The following is a 19,337-nucleotide window of genomic DNA, read 5'->3' on the forward strand; positions in this document are numbered from 1 at the left end:
AGCTGTGCAGGAGGTGATGTCATGGACATAAGCCGCCGGCAATTCTTCCGCGTCAGCAGCGCGGGCCTGATCGGCTCGAGCATCGTCGCGCTCGGCTTCTCGCCGACTGCGGCGCTGGCCGAGGCGCGCAACTTCAAGCTCGCGCGCACCACCGAGACCCGCAATACCTGCCCGTACTGCTCGGTGGGCTGCGGGCTCATCATGTACAGCCTGGGCGACAAGGCGAAGAACGTGGTGTCCGACATCCTCCACATCGAGGGCGATGCCGACCACCCTGTGAACCGCGGCACGCTGTGCCCCAAGGGCGCGGGCCTGCTGGACTTCGTGCACAGCCCGATGCGGCTGAAGTACCCCGAAGTGCGCGAGGCCGGCAGCACCGAGTGGAAGCGCATCGGCTGGAACGAGGCCCTGGACCGCATCGCCAAGCTGCTCAAGGCCGACCGCGACGCCAACTTCCAGACCACCAACGCCGACGGCAAGACCGTCAACCGCTGGACCAGCTCGGGCATGCTCTGCGCCTCGGCCTCGTCCAACGAAACCGGATACATCACGCACAAGGCATTCCGCTCGACCGGGATGCTGGTGTTCGACAACCAGGCACGCGTTTGACACGGACCTACGGTGGCCAGTCTGGCCCCGACGTTCGGACGCGGTGCGATGACCAACCATTGGCAGGACATCCAGAACGCGGATGTCGTGCTGATCATGGGCGGCAATGCCGCGGAGGCGCATCCGTGCGGCTTCAAGTGGGTCATCGAGGCCAAGAAGCAGAACAAGGCGCGCCTTGTCGTGGTGGACCCGCGCTTCACGCGCTCGGCCGCCGTGGCCGACTACTACGCACCGGTGCGCGCGGGCTCGGACATCGCGTTCCTCGCGGGGGTCGTCAACTTCCTCTTGAGCAACGACAAGATCCAGACGGAGTACGTGCGCAACTACACCAACGCGCCGTTCATCGTCGGGCCTGACTACAAGTTCGAAGACGGCCTCTTCAGCGGCTACAACGCCGAGAAGCGCAACTACGACAACAAGTCGTGGGGCTACGCGCTCGACGAAGCCGGTTTTGCCAAGGTCGACATGACCATGCAGGACCCGCAGTGCGTGCTGCAGGTGATGAAGCGGCACTATTCGCGCTACACGCCCGAACTGGTGAGCCGCATCACGGGCACGCCGCAGGACAAGTTCCTCAAGGTCTGCGAGTACATCGCGAGCACCAGCACGCCTACGCGCACCATGACCATCATGTACGCGCTCGGCTGGACGCAGCACAGCCAGGGCTCGCAGATGATCCGCACCGGCGCCATCGTGCAGCTGCTGCTGGGCAACATCGGCGTGCCCGGCGGCGGCATGAACGCGCTGCGCGGCCACAGCAACATCCAGGGCCTCACGGACCTGGGGCTCTTGTCGAACTCGCTGCCCGGCTACATGTCGCTCGCGCGGGACAGCGAACAGAACCTGCCCGACTACTACAAGACCCGTGCGCTGAAGGCGCTGCGCCCCAACCAGATGAGCTACTGGCAGAACTACCCCAAGTTCTTCGTCAGCATGCAGAAGTCGTGGTGGGGCGACGCGGCCACGGCCGATAACGAGTGGGCCTTCCACTACCTGCCCAAGATCGACAAGCTCTACGACATCCTGCAGGCCTTCGAGCTCATGAACCAGGGCAAGCTCAACGGCTACATCTGTCAGGGCTTCAACCCGGTGGGCTCGTTCCCGGACAAGAAGAAGATCATCGACGGGCTCTCCAAGCTCAAGTTCCTTGTCACCATCGACCCCCTGCAGACCGAGACCAGCGAGTTCTGGCGCAACTTCGGCGAGTTCAACGACGTCAAGACCACCGACATCCAGACCACGGTGTTCCGCCTGCCATCGACCTGCTTCGCGGAGGAAGACGGCTCGCTCACCAACTCCAGCCGCTGGCTGCAGTGGCACTGGAAGGGCGCGGAGCCGCCGGGCGAGGCCAAGGGCGACATCGAGATCGTGGCGGGCATCTACAACCGCATCCGCCAGGCCTACATCAAGGATGGCGGTGCGTTCCCCGATCCGATCGTCAAGCTGACGTGGCCCTACAAGATTCCGCATTCGCCCTCGGCGCAAGAGCTGGCGATGGAATACAACGGCCGCGCGCTCACCGACCTGCTCGACCCGAAGGACCCGACCAAGCCGCCGCTGGCCAAGGCCGGCGAACAGCTCCCGGGCTTCGGCCTCCTGCGCGACGACGGTTCAACCGCCGCAGGCTGCTGGATCTACACCGGCGCCTGGACCCAGGCCGGCAACCAGATGGCGCGGCGCGACAACGCCGACCCCTACGGTATCGGCATGGTGCAGAACTGGGCGTGGGCGTGGCCGGCGAACCGGCGCATTCTCTACAACGGCGCCTCGACCGACCCGGCCACCGGCAAGGCGTGGATCGCCAGGCGCAGCCTCATCGCGTGGAACGGCAAGGCGTGGTCAGGCGCCGACGTGCCCGACATCCGGCCCGACGCGAACCCGATGGAGGCCGAGGCAGTGCGCCCCTTCATCATGACGGCCGAAGGCGTGGCGCGGCTCTTCGCGCCCACCGGCATGGCCGAGGGTCCGCTGCCCGAGCACTACGAGCCCTTCGAATCGCCGCTGGTCAACAACCTGATGCACCCGAACAACCCGAAGGCGCGCGCCAATCCCGCGGCACGCATCTTCAAGGGCGACCTCGAACGCCTGGGCGTGCCGAAGGACTTCCCGTACGTGGCGACCAGCTACCGGCTCACCGAGCACTTCCACTACTGGACGAAGAACGTGCGCACCTCGGCCATCATCCAGCCGCAGCAGTTCGTCGAGATCGGCGAGGAGCTTGCAAAGGACAAGGGCATCGCCAACGGCGACATGGTGAAGGTGTGGAGCAAGCGCGGTCACATCAAGGCGGTGGCGCTGGTGACCAAACGCATCGTCGGGCTGCAGGTCGATGGGCGCACGGTGCACACGGTGGGGCTGCCGAACCACTGGGGGTTCGTGGGCATCGCGAAGCCCGGGTACCTGGTGAACACGCTGACGCCTTTCGTGGGCGATGCGAACACGCAGACGCCTGAGTACAAGTCGTTCACTGTGAACATCGAAAAGGCCTGAGCGATGTCTTCCCTTCAAACCCTCGACATCGCCGCCCGCTCGGCCACCACCACGCCGTCGCCCGACATCCGCAGCCGCCCGCAGGTGCAGGAGGTGGCCAAGCTGATCGACGTGTCGACCTGCATCGGCTGCAAGGCCTGCCAGGTCGCGTGCATGCAGTGGAACGACCTGCGCGACGATGTCGGCACGGTGCACGGCACCTACGACAACCCGAACGACCTCACGCCCGCCTCGTGGACCGTGATGCGTTTCTCGGAGGTCGAGCCCGAGGCCGGCAAGCTCGAATGGCTGATCCGCAAGGACGGCTGCATGCACTGTGACGACCCCGGCTGCCTGAAGGCCTGTCCGGCGCCGGGCGCGATCGTCAAGTACAGCAACGGCATCGTCGACTTCATCAGCGAACACTGCGTGGGCTGCGGCAACTGCGTGACCGGCTGCCCGTTCGACGTGCCGCGCATCAGCAAGGCCGACAACAAGGCCTACAAGTGCTCGCTGTGCTCCGACCGCGTGGGTGTGGGCCTGGAGCCGGCCTGCGTGAAGGCCTGCCCCACCGGCGCGCTGCACTTCGGCACCAAGGAAGACATGCACGAGTACGCCTCGGAACGCATCGTCGACCTGAAGGACCGCGGCTTCGCCAACGCCGGCGTGTACGACCCGGCCGGCGTCGGCGGCACGCACGTCATGTACGTGCTGCAGCACGCCGACCGCCCGGGCCTGTACGCCAACCTGCCGAAGGACCCGCACATCAGCCCGCTGGTGTCGCTCTGGAAGGGCGTGGCCAAGCCGCTCGCGATGGTCGCGATGATCGGCGCGGTGGTCGGCAGCTTCTTCCACTACATGAAGACCGGCCCCATCGAGCCCAAGGACGAGCACCCGGATGCCGACGCGGATGGCAAGCCCGACGACGTGGTGGTGATCGAGGCGCCGCCGGCCACGACGACGGCAGCACCCCGCGCGACTGAAGCCCGAGGAGACACGCGATGACCCGCTACTACCTTCGCCGCTACCGCGACGCCACCCGCATGAACCACTGGTTCGTCGCGATCATGTTCTTCGCGGCCGCGCTCTCGGGGCTGGCCTTCTTTCACCCGAGCCTGTTCTTCCTGAGCACGCTGTTCGGCGGCGGGCAGTGGACGCGCATCCTGCACCCCTTCATGGGCCTGCTGATGGTGCTGGGCTTCGCGTTCCTGTTCTTCACCATGTGGCGCGAGAACATCCTGGACAGCGGCGATCGCGAGTGGGTCAAGAACGCGCCGAAGATGCTCAAGGGCGACAAGTCGAGCATGCCGCCGGTCGGCAAGTACAACGCCGGGCAGAAGCTGGTGTTCTGGGCCTTCGGCATCAGCCTGTTGCTGCTGCTGGTGACGGGCTTCATGTTCTGGAGCCCGTGGTTCGTCGGCTTCTTCCCGATCCTGCTCCGGCGCATCGCGGTGGTCGTGCATGCGGTCTCGGCCGTGGTGCTGATCCTCTCGGTCATCACGCACATCTATGCCGCGCTGTGGGTCAAGGGCAGCATCCGGGCGATGACGCGCGGCACCGTCACCGAAGGATGGGCCAAGCTGAACCACCCGTTGTGGCATCGCAAAATGACGCGCGGTGAATAAATAGGCTCTCCCCCAGGCTTCGCGCACTTCGTGTCGCTTCTCCAACCCCCTTCCGGGGGCAACACCAGCGGCCCGGCAAAGCCGGTTCCGCGGTGTTCCACGAACAAGCACTCCCTTCTGACGGCCATGGGTTTTTCATGCATCGACATTCGAATGAATCGCTGTAGAGTCGCCTGAATGAGCAGTTCCACCGGCACCCCACCGCCGATCCGGACCACACGCGTTCTCGATCCCGAACAGATCGCGATGCAGGCCGGGCGGCAGATGCCGTTCCTGCGCCTGCCGGTGCGCGCCGCGGTGTTCTCCGACCGGCAGTTGCGGCTGCGCCAGCTCGCGGCCTCGCACCCGATGCGCGAGTACCTGATCTTCATCGCCGACCTCGCGCAGGCGCAGCACCAGGTGCTGCAGAACTATCCGCCTGTATCGCTCCCCGAATCCGAAGCGCTCGAGGCCGCCGCGAAAGTGCTGAAGCCGCCGATGCCCGCCTTCGGCTGGACGCGCGATGCGGTGTGGCGCGTGCAGCTTCGACGACTGCTGGGCCTCTTCCGCGCACGCCTGCCCGAAGGCGCCGCGCGTGACACGCTCGACCGCGTGGTGGCCGCCGACGACGCCTGGCTCGACCAGCAGGCCGACCTGCTCTCGCGCCGCATCATGTTCGGGCTCGACCTGGCCGCGGCGCCGCTGATCGCCTCTGGTCTCCAGGCCTACTGGACGCAGCTCGTGCTGCAGGTGGCCGAGCGCAACGGGGAGAACATCTATGGCCGCACCGACCCCGGCAACGAGTGCCCCTGTTGCGGCAGCGCCCCCACCGCGAGCATCACGCGCATCGGCGCCGACGAGGCGGGCTTTCGCTACCTGCACTGCTCGCTGTGCAGCACCGAGTGGCACTACGTGCGCATCAAGTGCACGCACTGCGAAAGCACCAAGGGCATCCACTTCGAATCGCTCACGCCGGAGCCCGGCATCGAGCTGCCCGCCACCGGTGCGCGCGAGGGCGCGGTGAAGGCCGAGTGCTGCGACAGCTGCGGCCACTACCTCAAGCAGATCGCGATGGAGCGAGACCCCGAGGTCGAGCCCGTCGCGGACGACCTCGCCAGCGTCACGCTCGACCTGCTCGTCTCCGAGGCCGGCCACCAGCGCAGCGGCCACAACCTGATGCTTCTCTTCGGCGACCCCGAAGAAATCCTCGACGACGGCGGAGGCGGCTGATGGCAGCGCCCGAAGAGTCCGTGGTCCACGGCTCGACGGCAAGGCCCCAGGATCTGCCTTCTGTCGATCAACTGCTGCGCGCCGATGCGCCGCGCGCCTTGCTGGCCGAGCATGGCCACACCCTCGTTGTCAGTGAAGCGCGCGCGTTGCTCGAAGGGCTTCGCGCACGCGCCCTGGCCGGCAAACTCGCTGCATTGGAAGTTCAGCCCGACTCACTCGGCGCCGCACTCGCCGCCCGCGTGCAAGGGCGCCTCGCACCGCGCATGCGCGCCGTACTGAACCTCACCGGCACCGTCATCCACACCAACCTCGGCCGCGCGCTGCTGGCCGATGCCGCGCTGCAGCGGCTGCTCGCAGTGATGACTTCGCCCAACAACCTCGAATACGACCTCGCCACAGGCAGCCGCGGCGACCGCGATTCGCTGGTCGAGGAACTGCTCTGCACCATCACCGGCGCCGAGGCCGCGACGGTGGTCAACAACAACGCGGCCGCTGTGCTGCTCACTATCGCGGCGCTCGCGCGTGACCGCGAAGTGATCGTCTCGCGTGGCGAACTCGTCGAGATCGGCGGCGCCTTCCGCATGCCCGACGTGATGGCCAGCGCCGGTGCGCGCATGGTCGAAGTGGGCACCACCAACCGCACGCACCCACAGGACTACGAACGCGCCATCAACGCGCAGACCGCGCTCGTGATGAAGGTGCACACCAGCAACTACGCGGTGCAGGGCTTCACCGCCGCGGTCGACGAGGCCACGCTCGCCGGCATCGCGCATGCGCGCGGCGTGCCGCTGGCCACGGACCTCGGCAGCGGCTCGCTCGTCGACCTCGCGCACTACGGTCTGCCGCGCGAGCCGCTGCCGCAGGAGATGCTCGCGGCCGGCTGCGACGTGGTCACTTTCTCTGGCGACAAGCTGCTGGGCGGCCCGCAGGCCGGGCTCATCGTGGGCAGCAAGGAGGCCGTGGGCCGCATCCGCAAGTTCCCGATGAAGCGCGCGTTGCGCATGAGCAAGCTGCCGCTGGCCGCGCTCGAAGCCACGCTCTCGCTGTACCTGCGGCCCGAGCGCCTTGCGAAAGACCTGCCGACGCTGCGCCTGCTGACGCGCCCCGCCGATGCGATCCGCGAGATGGCCGAAGCGCTGCTGCCTGCCGTTCAGGCCGCCGTGTCGCCGCGCTTCACCGTCGAAGTGGTGCCGCTGCTGGGCCAGATCGGCTCGGGCTCGCTGCCGGTGGAGCGCCTGCCTTCGGCCGGCCTCGCGCTCGCACCGGCCGGCACCGCGAAGAAGGGCCTGGGCACGGCGCTCGACAAGCTCGCCACGGCTCTGCGCAGCTTGCCGCTCCCGGTGATCGGCCGCATCGCGGAAGACCGCCTTCTTCTCGACCTGCGCTGCCTCGAAGACAGCGCCCCCTTCACAGCCCAGCTCGACGAATTGCGCGAGCGGCTGGTGTAGTTCCCTTCCTCAACCTCAACCCTCAGGAGAAAGCGATGAACCCCCTCGACGTGCTCGCCGGTATCGAAACGGAAACGCTGCAGCCCTTGGCCCTGCGCACCGACAGCGAGGCTCGCTTTCCGCGAGAGACGATCGAGGCCTTGGGCAAGGCGGGCCTGCTCGGGCTGGTCTCGGCCACGTCGGTCGGCGGCCAGGGTCTTGGCCTGAAGGAGGCCGCGCAGGTGGTCTCGCGCATCGCGCAGACCTGTCCTTCCACCGCGATGGTGGTGTGCATGCACTACTGCGCCACGGCCGTGCTGGAGCAGCAAGGTCCCGAGGCCGTGCGCAAGGCCATCGCCCAAGGCAAGCACTTGAGCACCCTCGCTTTTTCCGAAGCCGATTCGCGCAGTCACTTCTGGGCACCCACGGGCACTGCCCGCGCGAACGGCACGAACGTGGTGCTCGATGCGCGCAAGAGCTGGGTCACCTCCGCCTTCGAGGCCGACAGCTACGTCTGGTCGAGCAAGCCGCTCGCGGCCGACGGCGCGAGCACGCTGTGGCTCGTCGATGCGAAGTCCGACGGCCTTACCCAGCCCGGCCGCTTCGACGGGCTGGGCCTGCGCGGCAATGCCTCCACGCCGATCACCGCGAAGGGCGTGCGCATCGGCGCCGACGCACGCCTGGGTGAAGACGGCAAGGGCTTCGACACGATGATGGGCGTGGTGCTGCCCTGGTTCTCCGTGCTCAGCGCGGCGTGCTCCGTCGGCCTCATGGAAGGCGCATTGAGCCGCGCCATCGGCCATGTGAGTCAGACGAAGCATGTGCACCTCGATTCGTCGCTGGCCGACCTGCCCACCATCCGCGCCTATCTCGCACGCGCCCGCATCAAGACCGACATGGTGCAGACGCTGCTCGACGACACCGTGGCCGCCATCGGCGCGGGTCGTGCCGACACCATGCTGCGCGTGCTCGAAGTGAAGGCGGCCGCAGCAGAAACCGCGCTCGAAGTGACCGACATCGCCATGCGCGTGTGCGGCGGTGCGGCCTTCCGCAAGGAGGCCGGCATCGAGCGGCTGTTCCGCGATGCGCGCGCATCGAGCGTGATGGCACCGACCTCCGACGTGCTCTACGACTTCATCGGCAAGGCCATCACCGGCCTGCCGTTGTTCTGAAAGGCCGATCGCAATGTCCGAACCGACGTTGATCATGGGCGCGGTCGCCTACGCGCCCAAGGTCGTCACCATCTGGGAGGGCTTCAAGGCCTTCTTCGTGAAGAACGGCCTGCCCTTCGACTACGTGCTGTATTCGAACTACGAGCGCCAGGTCGAGGCGCAGTTCGACGGCACGCTGCATCTCGCGTGGAACTCGCCGCTCGCCTGGGTGCGCGCCGACCGCATCGCGCGCAGCCGCGGCCAGCAGGTGCAGGCCGTGGCGATGCGCGACACCGACTGCGACCTGCGCTCGGCCATCGTCGTGCGCGCCGACAGCCCCGTGCAGACGCTGACCGACCTGCGCGGCAAGACCGTGGGCATGGGCGCACTCGATTCGCCGCAGGCCACGCTGATCCCGCTGGATCACCTGCGTAGCGAAGGCCTCGTGAAGCCGCGCGACTTCTTGCTGCGCTACTTCGATGTGCTCGGCGGCAAGCATGGCGACCACATCGGCGGCGAGCGCGATGCGGCGGTGGCGCTGATGGCGGGCGAGGTCGATGCCTGCTGCCTCATCGACGGCAACCACCTGGCCTTCGGGCTCGACGGCACGCTGCCCTCGGGCAGCACGCGCGTCATCGCGCGCACCGGTGCCTACGACCACTGCAACTTCACCACCAGCCCCGACGCACCCGCCGAGCTGATCGAGCGCTTCGTCTCGCTGCTGATGGCGATGCGCTGGGACGACCCGCAGGTGCGGCCGCTGCTCGAACTCGAGGGCTTGCGCGAATGGCGCACCGGCCGCACCAGCGGCTATGCGCTGCTCGAACGCGCGGTGGACGACGAGAACTTCTACAGCCGCGATGGCGCCATCCTCAACCCCGACTATCGATATTGAGTCGCTGGGCCTGGACCAGGGCGCCCTGCTGCTCATTCGCCGCGCACTGGCCGAACGGCCGGTGGGGGGCGAGCTGCAGGTGCGTGGGCGCTCGCCGGACTGGGAGATGCATCTCGAAGCCTGGTGCCGCAGCCAGGGGCATCCGCTGCGCTTCGACACCGTGGAGGGACGGCCGCAAGCCCGCATCACGCGGGGCCCGCATGCCGAAGGCCGTTGGCGCGATGCGCAGTCGACGGGCACCGCGCTTGGCGACATCAACGGCGCGCCCGCGGAGGACGCCGAAGCCGGGTGGGGGCTGGCCGCGCGCGGCGCCACCGTCGAGGCGGGCAGTCCGAACTTCTTCTTCGCATTGCACCGCCGCCACGAACTCTGGGCCGCGACGGCGGGCGAGCTCTACCGGCAGGCCGCGGCCGCCCAGTGGGACCCGGCCACCGCCATCGATTGGGATGCCGAGTTCGACCTGCCGCCTGCCATCGAAGCCGCCGTGGTGCAGGTGATGACGTACCTCATCGAGAACGAGAACGCTGCGCTGCTGGTACCCGCGCGTCACCTCGGGCAGATCCACCCGCACTTTCGCGAAGTGCTGCAACTGTTGGCGCTGCAGTGCGCCGACGAGGCGCGGCATGTCGAGGTTTTCACACGGCGCGCCACGCTGCGCGGCCACGAGCCCGCGCTGTCGACGGCGGGCGGACAGGCATCGCTGCGCACGCTGTTCGACGCACCGGATTTCTCGGTCGCCACCTTCTTGCTCGCCGTGCTGGGTGAGGGCAGCTTCGTGAACCTGCTGAACTTCCTGCAGGCGAACGCGCCCGACCCTGTGACACGGCAGATCGCGCGGCTCACCGCGCGCGACGAGGCGCGGCACGTGGCCTTCGGCATGGCGCATCTGGAATACCGGCTTTCGGTGCAGCCCGACTACCAATCGAAGTTGCGCAACGCGATCGAGGTGCGCTACGACGCGCTGGCCAGCACCGCGGGGCTCAACGAGGAAGTGTTCGATGCGCTGGTGTTGCTGGCGGCGGGCGAGCTGTCGCCAGGCGCCATCGCGCGCGGCCACGCGGCCGTGCAGCAGCTGCAGCGCGACATGGCCGCGGGCCGGCGTGCACGCCTCGCGCGACTGGGCTTCGACCGCGACGAGGCGGAGCGGCTCTCCGCGCTGCACACGCGCAACTTCATGTGATGAGGCCGGCACCACGATGATCATCGGCACCGCAGGCCACATCGACCACGGCAAGACCACGCTGGTGCGCGCGCTCACCGGCGTCGACACCGACCGGCTACCCGAGGAAAAGCGGCGCGGCATTTCCATCGAGCTGGGCTATGCGTACCTGCATGCACCCGATGGCGTGTCGCTCGGCTTTGTCGACGTGCCGGGCCACGAGCGCCTGCTGCACACCATGCTGGCCGGCGCGACCGGCATCGACCATGCGCTGCTCGTGGTGGCGGCCGACGACGGCGTGATGCCGCAGACGCGCGAGCACCTTGCCGTGGTCGCGCTGCTCGGCGTGCGCGATGCCACGGTGGCGATCACCAAGATCGACCGCGTGGACGCGGCGAGGATCGCAGAAGTGCGGGCGGAGGTCGCAGCGCTGCTCGCACCCACGCCGCTGGCGAACGCACCAATGCTTGCTGTGTCAGCCACCACCGGCGGGGGCATCGACGCGCTGCGCGCGCGGCTGCTCGAAGTCGCGCGCGAGGAACATGCACGCGAAGACGGCCTCGCCTTTCGCCTGGCCGTGGATCGCGCCTTCACGCTCGCGGGCGTTGGCACTGTCGTGACCGGCACGGTCTTCAGAGGCACGGTGCGAATCGGCGACGAGTTACAGCTTGTGCCCGGCGAGCGTTCAGTGCGCGTGCGCGGCATCCATGCGCAGAACCAGCAATCCGAATCGGCACACGCAGGGCAACGCTGCGCGCTTGCGCTGGCCGGTGTGACGAAGGACGAGGCACACCGCGGCAACTGGGTCTGCACGCCAGCCATCGCGCTCGCGACCGACCGCATCGACGTGCTGCTCACGCTGTGGCCCGACGAGGCCAAGCCGCTGCGCTCTGGCGCGACGGTGCATGCGCACCTCGGCGCGAGCGACGTGATGGCCTCGGTCGCGCTGCTCGATCGCGATGCGCTCGCGCCGGGAGAAACAGCGCTGGCCCAGCTGGTGCTGCGCGAGAAGGTCGGCGCCTGGCACGGCGACCGCGGCGTGCTGCGCGATGCCTCGGCCACGCGCACCGTGGCGGGCGTGCGCGTGCTCGATCCCTTTGCACCGGTGCGCTACCGGCGCACGCCCGAGCGGCTGCGCACGCTCGCGGCATGGGCCATCGACGAACGTGCATCGCGCGTAGCGGCGCTGCTGCACAACGCACCGCTCGGTGTCGATGCCGCGCAGCTGGCGCGTGCGCTCTCGCTGGCGGACGAGGCTGCGTTGCCGCTGCCCGGCGATGCGGTGCGCATCGTGCACACGGCCATCGCGCAAGAACACCTGGCTGCGCTCGAAGAGCAGATCACCGAACGCCTCGGGGAATTCCATCGCACGGCCCCCGATGAGGTCGGCCCCGATGCGCGCCGCCTCAAGCGCCTGGCCGGCCCGCGCACCGACGATGCGCTGTGGCGCCATGCGCTCGATGCGCTGGTCGCGCGCGGCGCACTGGTGCGCAGCGGCACTTGGCTGCACCTGCCCGACCACGCGGCCCGGCTCAACGAGGTGGAGCAGAAGCTCGCGCAGAAGCTACTGCCCAAGCTGGCCGATGGCGGTTTCGATCCGCCCTGGGTGCGCGACCTCGCCAAGGACAGCGGCGCGAGCGAGGCGATGGTGCGGCAGACGCTCGCGAGCCTCGCGCGGCGCGGCGAGACCTTCCAGGTGGTGAAGGACTTGTACTATCCGCTGGCGACCGTCGAGCGGCTGGCCGGGCTGGCGCGCGATTGCCTTGCGCAACCCGAGGGCTTGCAGGCGGCGAGCTTTCGCGACGCGACGGGGCTGGGGCGCAAGCGCGCGATCCAGTTGCTGGAATTCTTTGATCGTGTGGGCTATACGCGGCGCGTGAAAGACACGCACCTGCTGCGGCCCGATACGTCGCTGTTCGGGGCGAGCCCGTGAACAGCGCTTATGGGAGGGGATCGTCCCTGGTGGGGCGGCTGGGCTTCAAACCCAGTGGGTGGCGCCAGTCGCTGCCGGGAAGGTTCGACTCCTTCCCCTTTCCGCCGTTTTTGTCTTTGTCTAGCTCCTTCCCCCTTTGGGGGAAGGTTGGGATGGGGGCATGCGGCGCTTGCAATGGGGCAGCGCTTGATCGACGGCCGCGTGCCCCCACCCCAGCCCTCCCCCAGAGGGGGAGGGAGAAATACCCGGGGTCAGGGCACGACGCGCAGCGCGGGCTTTCCGGCTTCGACGCGACCGATGACGGCGGCCTGCGCAAAACCTTCCTTGCGGAAGATCTCCAGCACCGCATCGACCACTTCAGGCGCGCAGCTCACAAGCAGGCCACCCGATGTCTGCGGATCGCTCAGCAGGTTCTGCGCGGTGGGCGGCAGGCCTTCTGCCAGTTCCACGTCGGCGCCGTAACCCGCCCAGTTGCGGCCCGATGCGCCGGTGACGAAGCCCTCGGCGGCCATCGCGGCCACGTTGTCGAGCAACGGCACCTTCGACCATTCGACGACGGCGGTGAGCTTCGCGCCGCGCGCCAGCTCAAGCGTGTGACCTGCGAGGCCGAAGCCCGTCACGTCGGTCAGCGCATGCACGCCGTCGAGCGCGGCCAGCGCGATGCCGGGCGTGTTGAGCTTGGTGGTGTTCTCGATCAGCTGGCGGTAGCCGGCCTCCGACAGCTGCTCCTTCTTGAGCGCCGCCGACAACACGCCCACGCCGAGCGGCTTGCCCAGCACCAGCATGTCGCCAGCCTTCGCATCGGCGTTGCGGCGCACGCGGTCCGGATGCACCAGGCCCATCGCGACGAGGCCGTAGATCGGTTCGACCGAATCGATGGTGTGGCCGCCCGCGATCGGAATACCCGCCGCACGGCACACGTCCTGCCCGCCGCGCACGATCTCGGCGATCACTTCCACCGGCAGCTGGTTGATCGGCATGGCCACGAGCGCCAGTGCCATGATCGGCCGGCCGCCCATCGCGTACACGTCGCTGATCGCGTTGGTGGCCGCGATGCGCCCGAACTCGTAGGGATCGTCCACGATGGGCATGAAGAAGTCGGTGGTCGCGATGAGCGCCTGCTGGTCGTTGAGCCTGTAGACTGCCGCGTCGTCGGCGGTCTCGATGCCCACCATGAGCTCGGGCGGGATCATTCCCCCCGCGTGGTTCTTGAGAATCTGCGACAGCACACCGGGCGCGATCTTGCAGCCGCAGCCGCCGCCATGCGAGAAGCTGGTGAGCCGCAGCGGCGCCAGCGGATTCAGGAGCTTGGAGGATGCGGCATCGGTCATGGCGGCGATCTGGTCGGATAAGACAAGCCGCGATTATCGAAGCCCTGCCCGCGCTGCGCCCATCACCGCCCATACACCCCTTTTTTTGCTCTCACCAAAGGCCACTCCCATGAACAAGCTCTCCCGGATCGCGCTCGCGCTGACCGTCTCCCTTGCCAGCTTTGGCGCCCTTGCCCAAGGCGTGCTGCGCGTCTCGGCCATTCCCGACGAGGCGCCCACCGAACTGCAGCGCAAGTTCACCCCGCTGGGCGACTACCTCAAGAAGGAAACCGGCATGGACGTGCAGTTCACGCCCGTGACCGACTACGCCGCCGTGGTCGAAGGCCTGGCGACGAACAAGATCGACATGGCCTGGCTGGGAGGATTCACCTTCGTGCAGGCGCGCATCCGCACCAACGGCGGTGCGGTGCCGATCGTGCAGCGCGCGGAAGACGAGGTGTTCACCAGCAAGTTCATCGTGCCCATCGACAGCACCGCCAAGACGCTGGCCGACCTGAAGGGCAAGACCTTCGCATTCGGCGCGCCCTCCTCCACCTCGGGCAGCCTGATGCCGCGCTACTTTTTGCTGCAGGCCGGCATCAACCCCGAGAAGGACTTCAAGACGGTCGCGTTCTCGGGCGCGCATGACGCGACCGTGGCGTTCGTCGCGGCCTCGCGCGCCGAAGCGGGCGTGCTCAATGCGTCGGTGTGGGAGAAGCTGGTCGAGTCGAAGAACCCCAACGCGGCCAAGGTGCGCGTGCTCGCGACCACGCCGACCTACTACGACTACAACTGGACGGTGCGCCCGGGCATGGACCCGGCGCTCACGAAAAAGCTGACGGATGCGTTCCTCAAGCTCGACCCGGCCAACCCGGCGCACAAGGAAATCATGGCGCTGCAGCGCGCGAGCAAGTTCATTGCGACGAAGTCGTCGAACTACGACGGCATCGAGACGGCGGGCAAGTCGGCCGGTCTGATCAAGTGAGACTGAGCGCGCTGGGGTCACCCTCACCCCAGCCCTCTCCTGCAAGCGGGAGAGGGAGCAATTCGGGGACCGGCTGTTGGCCCCCTCTCCCGCTTGCGGGAGAGGGTTGGGGTGAGGGTGCGGCCTCCGAAAGACCGTCCGCGTGAGCTTCTCCCTCGATGCCATCGGCGTAGTCCATCCCAACGGCCAGCGCGCGCTGGCCGGGGTGACGCTGGCCGCGCGCGATGGCGAACGTATCGCCGTCATCGGACCTTCGGGCGCGGGCAAGACGACGCTGCTGCGCGTGCTCGGCGCCGCATTGCGGCCCGGTGAAGGCGAGGTGCGGACGCTCGATACCCGACCCTGGCAACTGCCGGCCGGCGCGCTGAAGAAGCTGCGCGCGCGCATCGGCACCGTGCACCAGGCGCCGCCGATCGCGCCGCGCCTGCGCGTGGTCACCGCGGTGCTCGCGGGCCGGCTCGGCGAATGGTCGGTGCTGCGCGCGCTGGGGTCGCTCTTCCATCCATCTGACATTGCAGGCGTGCACGAGGTGCTCTCGCGCCTCTCGCTCGAAGACCGCCTGTTCGACCGCTGCGACCGCCTCTCGGGCGGGCAGCTGCAGCGCGTGGGCATCGCGCGCGTGCTCTACCAGCGGCCGGCCCTGCTGCTGGCCGACGAGCCCGTCTCCGCGCTCGACCCGACGCTGGCCGACGCCGCCATCGGCCAGCTCGTCGCGCAGAGCGAAGCCACGGGCGCGACGCTGGTCGCCTCGTTGCATGCGGTGGACCTCGCGCTGCGCTGGTTTCCGCGCGTGGTCGGCATGCGCAACGGGCAGGTGATGTTCGATCTGCCGACCACCGAAGTCACGCCCGCGATGCTCGATGCGCTCTATGCGAGCGAAGGCGGCGTGGCGATTCAGAAGTCGGCGCAACCCGTTGCTGCCGAAGCCGCGTTCCAGCGCCCGGACTGCCCGTGACCACCGCCGTCACCGCCGTTACTCACCGCGATCCACAAGCGATGCGGCGGCTGGCCGGCTGGCTCGCCGCGCTCGTCATCGCCTGGCCGATGCTGGCGCTCTCGGAGTTCAAGCCCTGGGCGCTGTTTGGCAGCGGCAACCTTGCGGTGATCGGCGATTTTCTCGCGGGCTTCTTTCCGCCCGCGGGCTCGCCCGATTTCCTCGCTTTGCTCGCCAAGGCCACGCTCGAGACGTTGGCGATGGCCACGGCCGGCACTGCGCTCGCGCTGCTGATCGGCGCACCGCTCGCGTTCGTCACGACGCGCGCCCTTTCCATCTCGCGCATCGGCCCGGGGCCGGGCCGCGTGCAGGCCGGCATCGTGCGGCAGGCGGCGCGCTGGCTGCTGATGGTGCTGCGCGCCATTCCCGAAATCGTCTGGGCGCTGCTCTTCGTGCGCGCGCTCGGACTCGGCCCCGCCGCCGGCGTGCTGGCGCTGGCCATCACCTACGGCGGCATGCTCGGCAAGGTCTACGCGGAGATCCTCGAATCGACTGACACGCGCCCGGCGCGTGCGCTGCTCGAAAGCGGCAGTGGTCGGCTCGCGGCCCTCTGCTACGGCCTGTTGCCCCATACCGCGCAGGAGCTGGCCTCGTACACCGTCTACCGCTGGGAATGCGCGGTGCGCGCCTCGGTGGTGATGGGCTTCGTCGGCGCGGGCGGCCTCGGCCAGTTGATGGACCAGTCGATGAAGATGCTCAACGGCGGCGAGGCGAGCAGCATCCTGCTCGTGTTCCTCGCGCTGGTGCTGCTGGCCGATGTGATGAGCAATGCGCTGCGGAAGCTGCTCGCATGAACAACCTCCCGCCGCGTCCGCCGCCGTGCCTGCGCTGCCGGTTCGCCGTGGGGCTGATCGCGGTGGCGGTGGTCGCGAGCTTCGTCTACCTCGGCATCGACTACCGCGCGCTGGGCTCGGCCGAATCGCTGCGGCTCATGGGCAAGTTCATCGCCGAGTTCTTCCCGCCCGATGTGTCACCGGATTTCCTCGCGAAGGTCGGCAATGGGGCGCTGCAGACGCTGGCGGTGTCGGCGCTCGGGACGGTGCTGGCCGCCCTCGCGGGCGCCGTGCTCGCGTTGCCCGCCTCGGGCCGTGCGGGATGGCTGCCGCGCCATGTCGCGCGCTTCATCCTCAACTTCCTGCGCAGCGTGCCCGAGTTGGTCTGGGCCGCGCTGATGGTGCTGGCCGCCGGCATCGGCCCTTTCGCGGGCGCGCTGGCCCTCGCGCTGCACACCACCGGCGTGCTCGGTCGCCTGTTCGCCGAAGCGTTGGAGAACGCCCCGCGCGAACCCGAACACGCGCTCACGCTCTCGGGCGCCGGCCCGGTCGCCGCCTTCAGCTACGCGAGCCTGCCGATCGTGCTGCCGCAGTGGGTGGCCTACACGCTCTACCGCTGGGAGATGAACATCCGCATGGCCGCGGTGCTCGGTTTCGTGGGCGGCGGCGGGCTGGGGCAGCTGCTGTACTTCCACCTGTCGATCTTCCAGCAGCAGCAGGCGATGACGGTGCTGATCGCGATGTTCGTGCTGGTGACGCTGGTGGACTTTGCGAGCGCTCGCTTGCGCAGAGGCTTAGGGCCGGCCTACGCCTGAGGCCTCCGGCGACAATCGGGGGCATGAGGTTCCTGCCATGAGTCATCGCCAGCCCGTGCGGGTCGGCGACCGCCACGCCTTCGACACGATCATCGACGCCCGCTCGCCGGCCGAGTTCGCGCTCGACCATATCCCCGGCGCCATCAACTGTCCGGTGCTCGACGACGAGGAGCGCCGCATCGTCGGCACCGTCTACGTGCAGACCGGTGCCTTCGAGGCCCGGCGCATCGGCGGCGCGATGGTCGCGGCCAACATCGCAAAGCATCTGCGCGACACGCTGGCCGACCGGCCCGAAAAATGGAAGCCGCTGGTTTATTGCTGGCGCGGCGGCATGCGCAGCGGCTCGATGGTGACGTGGCTGCGGCTCGTCGGCTGGGACGCGCAGCAGCTCGCTGGCGGCTACAAGAGCTTTCGCCGCCACGTCATCACGCAGATCGATTCGCTGACGCCGCAGCTCGACCTGCGTGTGATCTGCGGGGCCACCGGCAGCGCCAAGACGCGCGTGCTGCATGCGCTGGCCGAGCGCGGCGAGCAGACGCTCGACCTCGAAGACTTCGCGAGCCATAAGGGTTCGCTGCTCGGTTCGCTGCCGGGCGTGCCACAGCCTTCGCAAAAGCATTTCGAGACGCGCATCGCGACCGTGCTCGAAGCCATCGACCTGAAGCGCCCGCTGTACGTCGAAGGCGAGAGCATCCGCATCGGCCGGCTCTCGCTGCCGCTGTCGCTCGTGGCACAGATGCGTGCCGCGCCCTGCATCGAAGTCGCGGCCACGCCCGAGGCACGGCTCGATTACCTGCTGCGCGACTACGCCTACCTCGGCGACGACCGCGACGCGCTGGCCGACAAGCTCGGCGTGCTCAAGGAACTGCAGGGCAAGGAAACGGTGGCGCGCTGGCAGCAATGGGCGCACGAGGCGAACCTGCCGAAGCTCTTCGCCGAGCTGATGGCGCTGCACTACGACCCGCACTACCAGAAGTCGCAGGAACTCCACTTCAAGGCCTGGGAACGCCGCCGCAGCGTCGCAACGACCGACCTGAGCGATCAGGGCATCGAGGCAGTGGCCGACGCGGTGCGGGCGATGGAGGGACGCGGCAGCCCGTCGGCATAGAGCACGCCGCGCGGCGCGCGGCACAGCCCCCAGAAGCGCAGGCCGCTGAGCTCGGCCATGCGCACCCCCATCGCGGTGGGGGCCGAGATCGTCGCCATCGCCGCGATGCCCAGGCGACCGCACTTGCGCACCAGTTCGTGGCTGCCGCGGCTGGACATCAGCACGAAACCCGGTTCTTCGAGACGCCCCGCGCGCGCCAGCTTGCCCAGCAGCTTATCGAGCGCGTTGTGGCGGCCCACGTCTTCCATCACGTCGGTGAGTTCGCCTTCCACCGTGGCCCAGCCCGCGGCGTGGATGGCGCCGGCTTCGGCATTCAGCACTTGGCGCGCGGGCAATGCGGCGAAGGCGCGCAGCACGGTTTCGAGGTCGATGCGTTCGATCCAATCGCGCGGCGGCACGGGCTGCGGCGTGATGTCGAGCCCGGCAAAACTTTCGACGCCGCACACGCCGCAGCCCGTGCGGCCCGCGAGGCTGCGGCGGCGGCCCTTCAGGCGCTCGAAGCTGCGGGTGGAAATATCGAGCTGCACTTCGATGCCAGGCATGCCTTCGGGGAGGCCCGCCGAAATGGCATCGATGGTCTGCACCTCGATGCCGCGGCAGTCGGCAGCGGTGTCGAGGATGCCTTCGCTGAGTGCGAAGCCGAGCGCGAAGTCTTCCAGGTCGAGCGGTGTGGCCATCATCACCGCGTGCGAGACGCCGTTGAAGACCAGCGCGACCGGCACCTCGGCCGCCAGCGTGTCGTCGCGCACCGCGCCTTCGGGGGCCACGCCGCGTTCGCCGAACACGCGCACGGCGTGCCGGGAGAGCGATGGCAGGGTGTCTTCGGAATCGGCGAGGTCTAGCTGTGGCATGGACAGGGTGGCTCCGGATAGGCC

General features: G+C 68.5%; 16 protein-coding genes and 1 tRNA gene. 15 read left to right on the plus strand and 2 right to left on the minus strand.

Annotated elements, in window-relative coordinates; all coding sequences use genetic code 11:
- Positions 1-21: 21 nt before the first annotated feature.
- The 10 genes from fdnG to NU688_RS15710 all read left to right on the plus strand — a co-directional run bounded on the left by fdnG (position 22) and on the right by NU688_RS15710 (position 12,581).
- Entirely contained in the window at positions 22-3,099 is a 3,078-nt protein-coding gene (fdnG, locus tag NU688_RS15665) for a formate dehydrogenase-N subunit alpha (protein ID WP_257861618.1), read from the plus strand.
- 3 nt (positions 3,100-3,102) lie between these two features.
- A complete protein-coding gene (fdxH, locus tag NU688_RS15670) occupies positions 3,103-4,083 on the plus strand; it encodes a formate dehydrogenase subunit beta (protein WP_257861619.1) in 981 nt (326 codons plus the stop codon).
- Positions 4,080-4,703: a formate dehydrogenase subunit gamma gene (locus tag NU688_RS15675; RefSeq protein ID WP_257861620.1), complete on the plus strand. Its 624-nt coding sequence runs from the start codon at positions 4,080-4,082 to the stop codon at positions 4,701-4,703. Before fdxH ends, NU688_RS15675 begins: the two co-directional genes overlap by 4 nt.
- A gap of 177 nt (positions 4,704-4,880) precedes the next feature.
- On the plus strand, positions 4,881-5,912 hold the full coding sequence (fdhE, locus tag NU688_RS15680; protein ID WP_257861621.1) for a formate dehydrogenase accessory protein FdhE: 1,032 nt from the start codon (positions 4,881-4,883) through the stop codon (positions 5,910-5,912).
- Positions 5,912-7,360, plus strand: coding sequence for an L-seryl-tRNA(Sec) selenium transferase (selA, locus tag NU688_RS15685; RefSeq protein WP_257861622.1), 1,449 nt, complete (start codon positions 5,912-5,914; stop codon positions 7,358-7,360). Before fdhE ends, selA begins: the two co-directional genes overlap by 1 nt.
- A 35-nt stretch (positions 7,361-7,395) precedes the next feature.
- The gene (locus NU688_RS15690) at positions 7,396-8,511 is read left to right on the plus strand and encodes an acyl-CoA dehydrogenase family protein (protein ID WP_257861623.1); all 1,116 of its coding nucleotides are present in this window, start codon (positions 7,396-7,398) and stop codon (positions 8,509-8,511) included.
- Between the two features lie 13 nt (positions 8,512-8,524).
- A complete protein-coding gene (locus NU688_RS15695) occupies positions 8,525-9,385 on the plus strand; it encodes a phosphate/phosphite/phosphonate ABC transporter substrate-binding protein (protein WP_257861624.1) in 861 nt (286 codons plus the stop codon).
- Positions 9,351-10,565, plus strand: a complete 1,215-nt coding sequence (locus NU688_RS15700; RefSeq protein WP_257861625.1) for a ferritin-like domain-containing protein — start codon at positions 9,351-9,353, stop codon at positions 10,563-10,565. Before NU688_RS15695 ends, NU688_RS15700 begins: the two co-directional genes overlap by 35 nt.
- 16 nt (positions 10,566-10,581) lie before the next feature.
- Positions 10,582-12,477 carry a selenocysteine-specific translation elongation factor gene (selB, locus tag NU688_RS15705; RefSeq protein WP_257861626.1) on the plus strand — a complete coding sequence of 632 codons (1,896 nt, stop codon included), beginning with the start codon at positions 10,582-10,584 and terminating at the stop codon, positions 12,475-12,477.
- An 11-nt stretch (positions 12,478-12,488) separates the two neighbouring features.
- Positions 12,489-12,581, plus strand: a tRNA-Sec gene (locus NU688_RS15710).
- 147 nt (positions 12,582-12,728) lie between these two features.
- On the opposite strand, the gene selD is transcribed toward NU688_RS15710, so the two are convergent.
- Positions 12,729-13,808, minus strand: coding sequence for a selenide, water dikinase SelD (gene selD, locus NU688_RS15715; protein ID WP_257861627.1), 1,080 nt, complete (start codon positions 13,806-13,808; stop codon positions 12,729-12,731).
- 109 nt (positions 13,809-13,917) lie between these two features.
- Here selD and NU688_RS15720 point away from each other — a divergent pair, with 109 nt between their 5' ends.
- From NU688_RS15720 to mnmH, 5 genes are all read left to right on the plus strand, one after another.
- The gene (locus NU688_RS15720; RefSeq protein WP_257861628.1) at positions 13,918-14,772 is read left to right on the plus strand and encodes a putative selenate ABC transporter substrate-binding protein; all 855 of its coding nucleotides are present in this window, start codon (positions 13,918-13,920) and stop codon (positions 14,770-14,772) included.
- A 142-nt stretch (positions 14,773-14,914) separates the two neighbouring features.
- Positions 14,915-15,727 carry a phosphonate ABC transporter ATP-binding protein gene (locus NU688_RS15725; protein WP_257861629.1) on the plus strand — a complete coding sequence of 271 codons (813 nt, stop codon included), beginning with the start codon at positions 14,915-14,917 and terminating at the stop codon, positions 15,725-15,727.
- 41 nt (positions 15,728-15,768) lie between these two features.
- Positions 15,769-16,560 (plus strand): ABC transporter permease, encoded by a 792-nt coding sequence (locus tag NU688_RS15730; RefSeq protein ID WP_257861867.1) that lies wholly within the window; start codon positions 15,769-15,771, stop codon positions 16,558-16,560.
- The gene (gene phnE, locus NU688_RS15735; RefSeq protein WP_257861630.1) at positions 16,557-17,354 is read left to right on the plus strand and encodes a phosphonate ABC transporter, permease protein PhnE; all 798 of its coding nucleotides are present in this window, start codon (positions 16,557-16,559) and stop codon (positions 17,352-17,354) included. Before NU688_RS15730 ends, phnE begins: the two co-directional genes overlap by 4 nt.
- A gap of 37 nt (positions 17,355-17,391) precedes the next feature.
- Complete coding sequence (gene mnmH / locus NU688_RS15740) at positions 17,392-18,462, plus strand: tRNA 2-selenouridine(34) synthase MnmH (RefSeq protein WP_257861631.1); 1,071 nt, start codon at positions 17,392-17,394, stop codon at positions 18,460-18,462.
- Here mnmH and fdhD read toward each other — a convergent pair.
- Positions 18,396-19,313, minus strand: a complete 918-nt coding sequence (gene fdhD, locus NU688_RS15745; RefSeq protein WP_257861632.1) for a formate dehydrogenase accessory sulfurtransferase FdhD — start codon at positions 19,311-19,313, stop codon at positions 18,396-18,398. The two genes, mnmH and fdhD, sit on opposite strands and share 67 nt — an antisense overlap.
- Between the last annotated feature and the right edge of the window lie 24 nt (positions 19,314-19,337).

This window comes from Variovorax sp. ZS18.2.2 (genome assembly GCF_024701975.1).
Lineage (GTDB): Bacteria > Pseudomonadota > Gammaproteobacteria > Burkholderiales > Burkholderiaceae_C > Variovorax.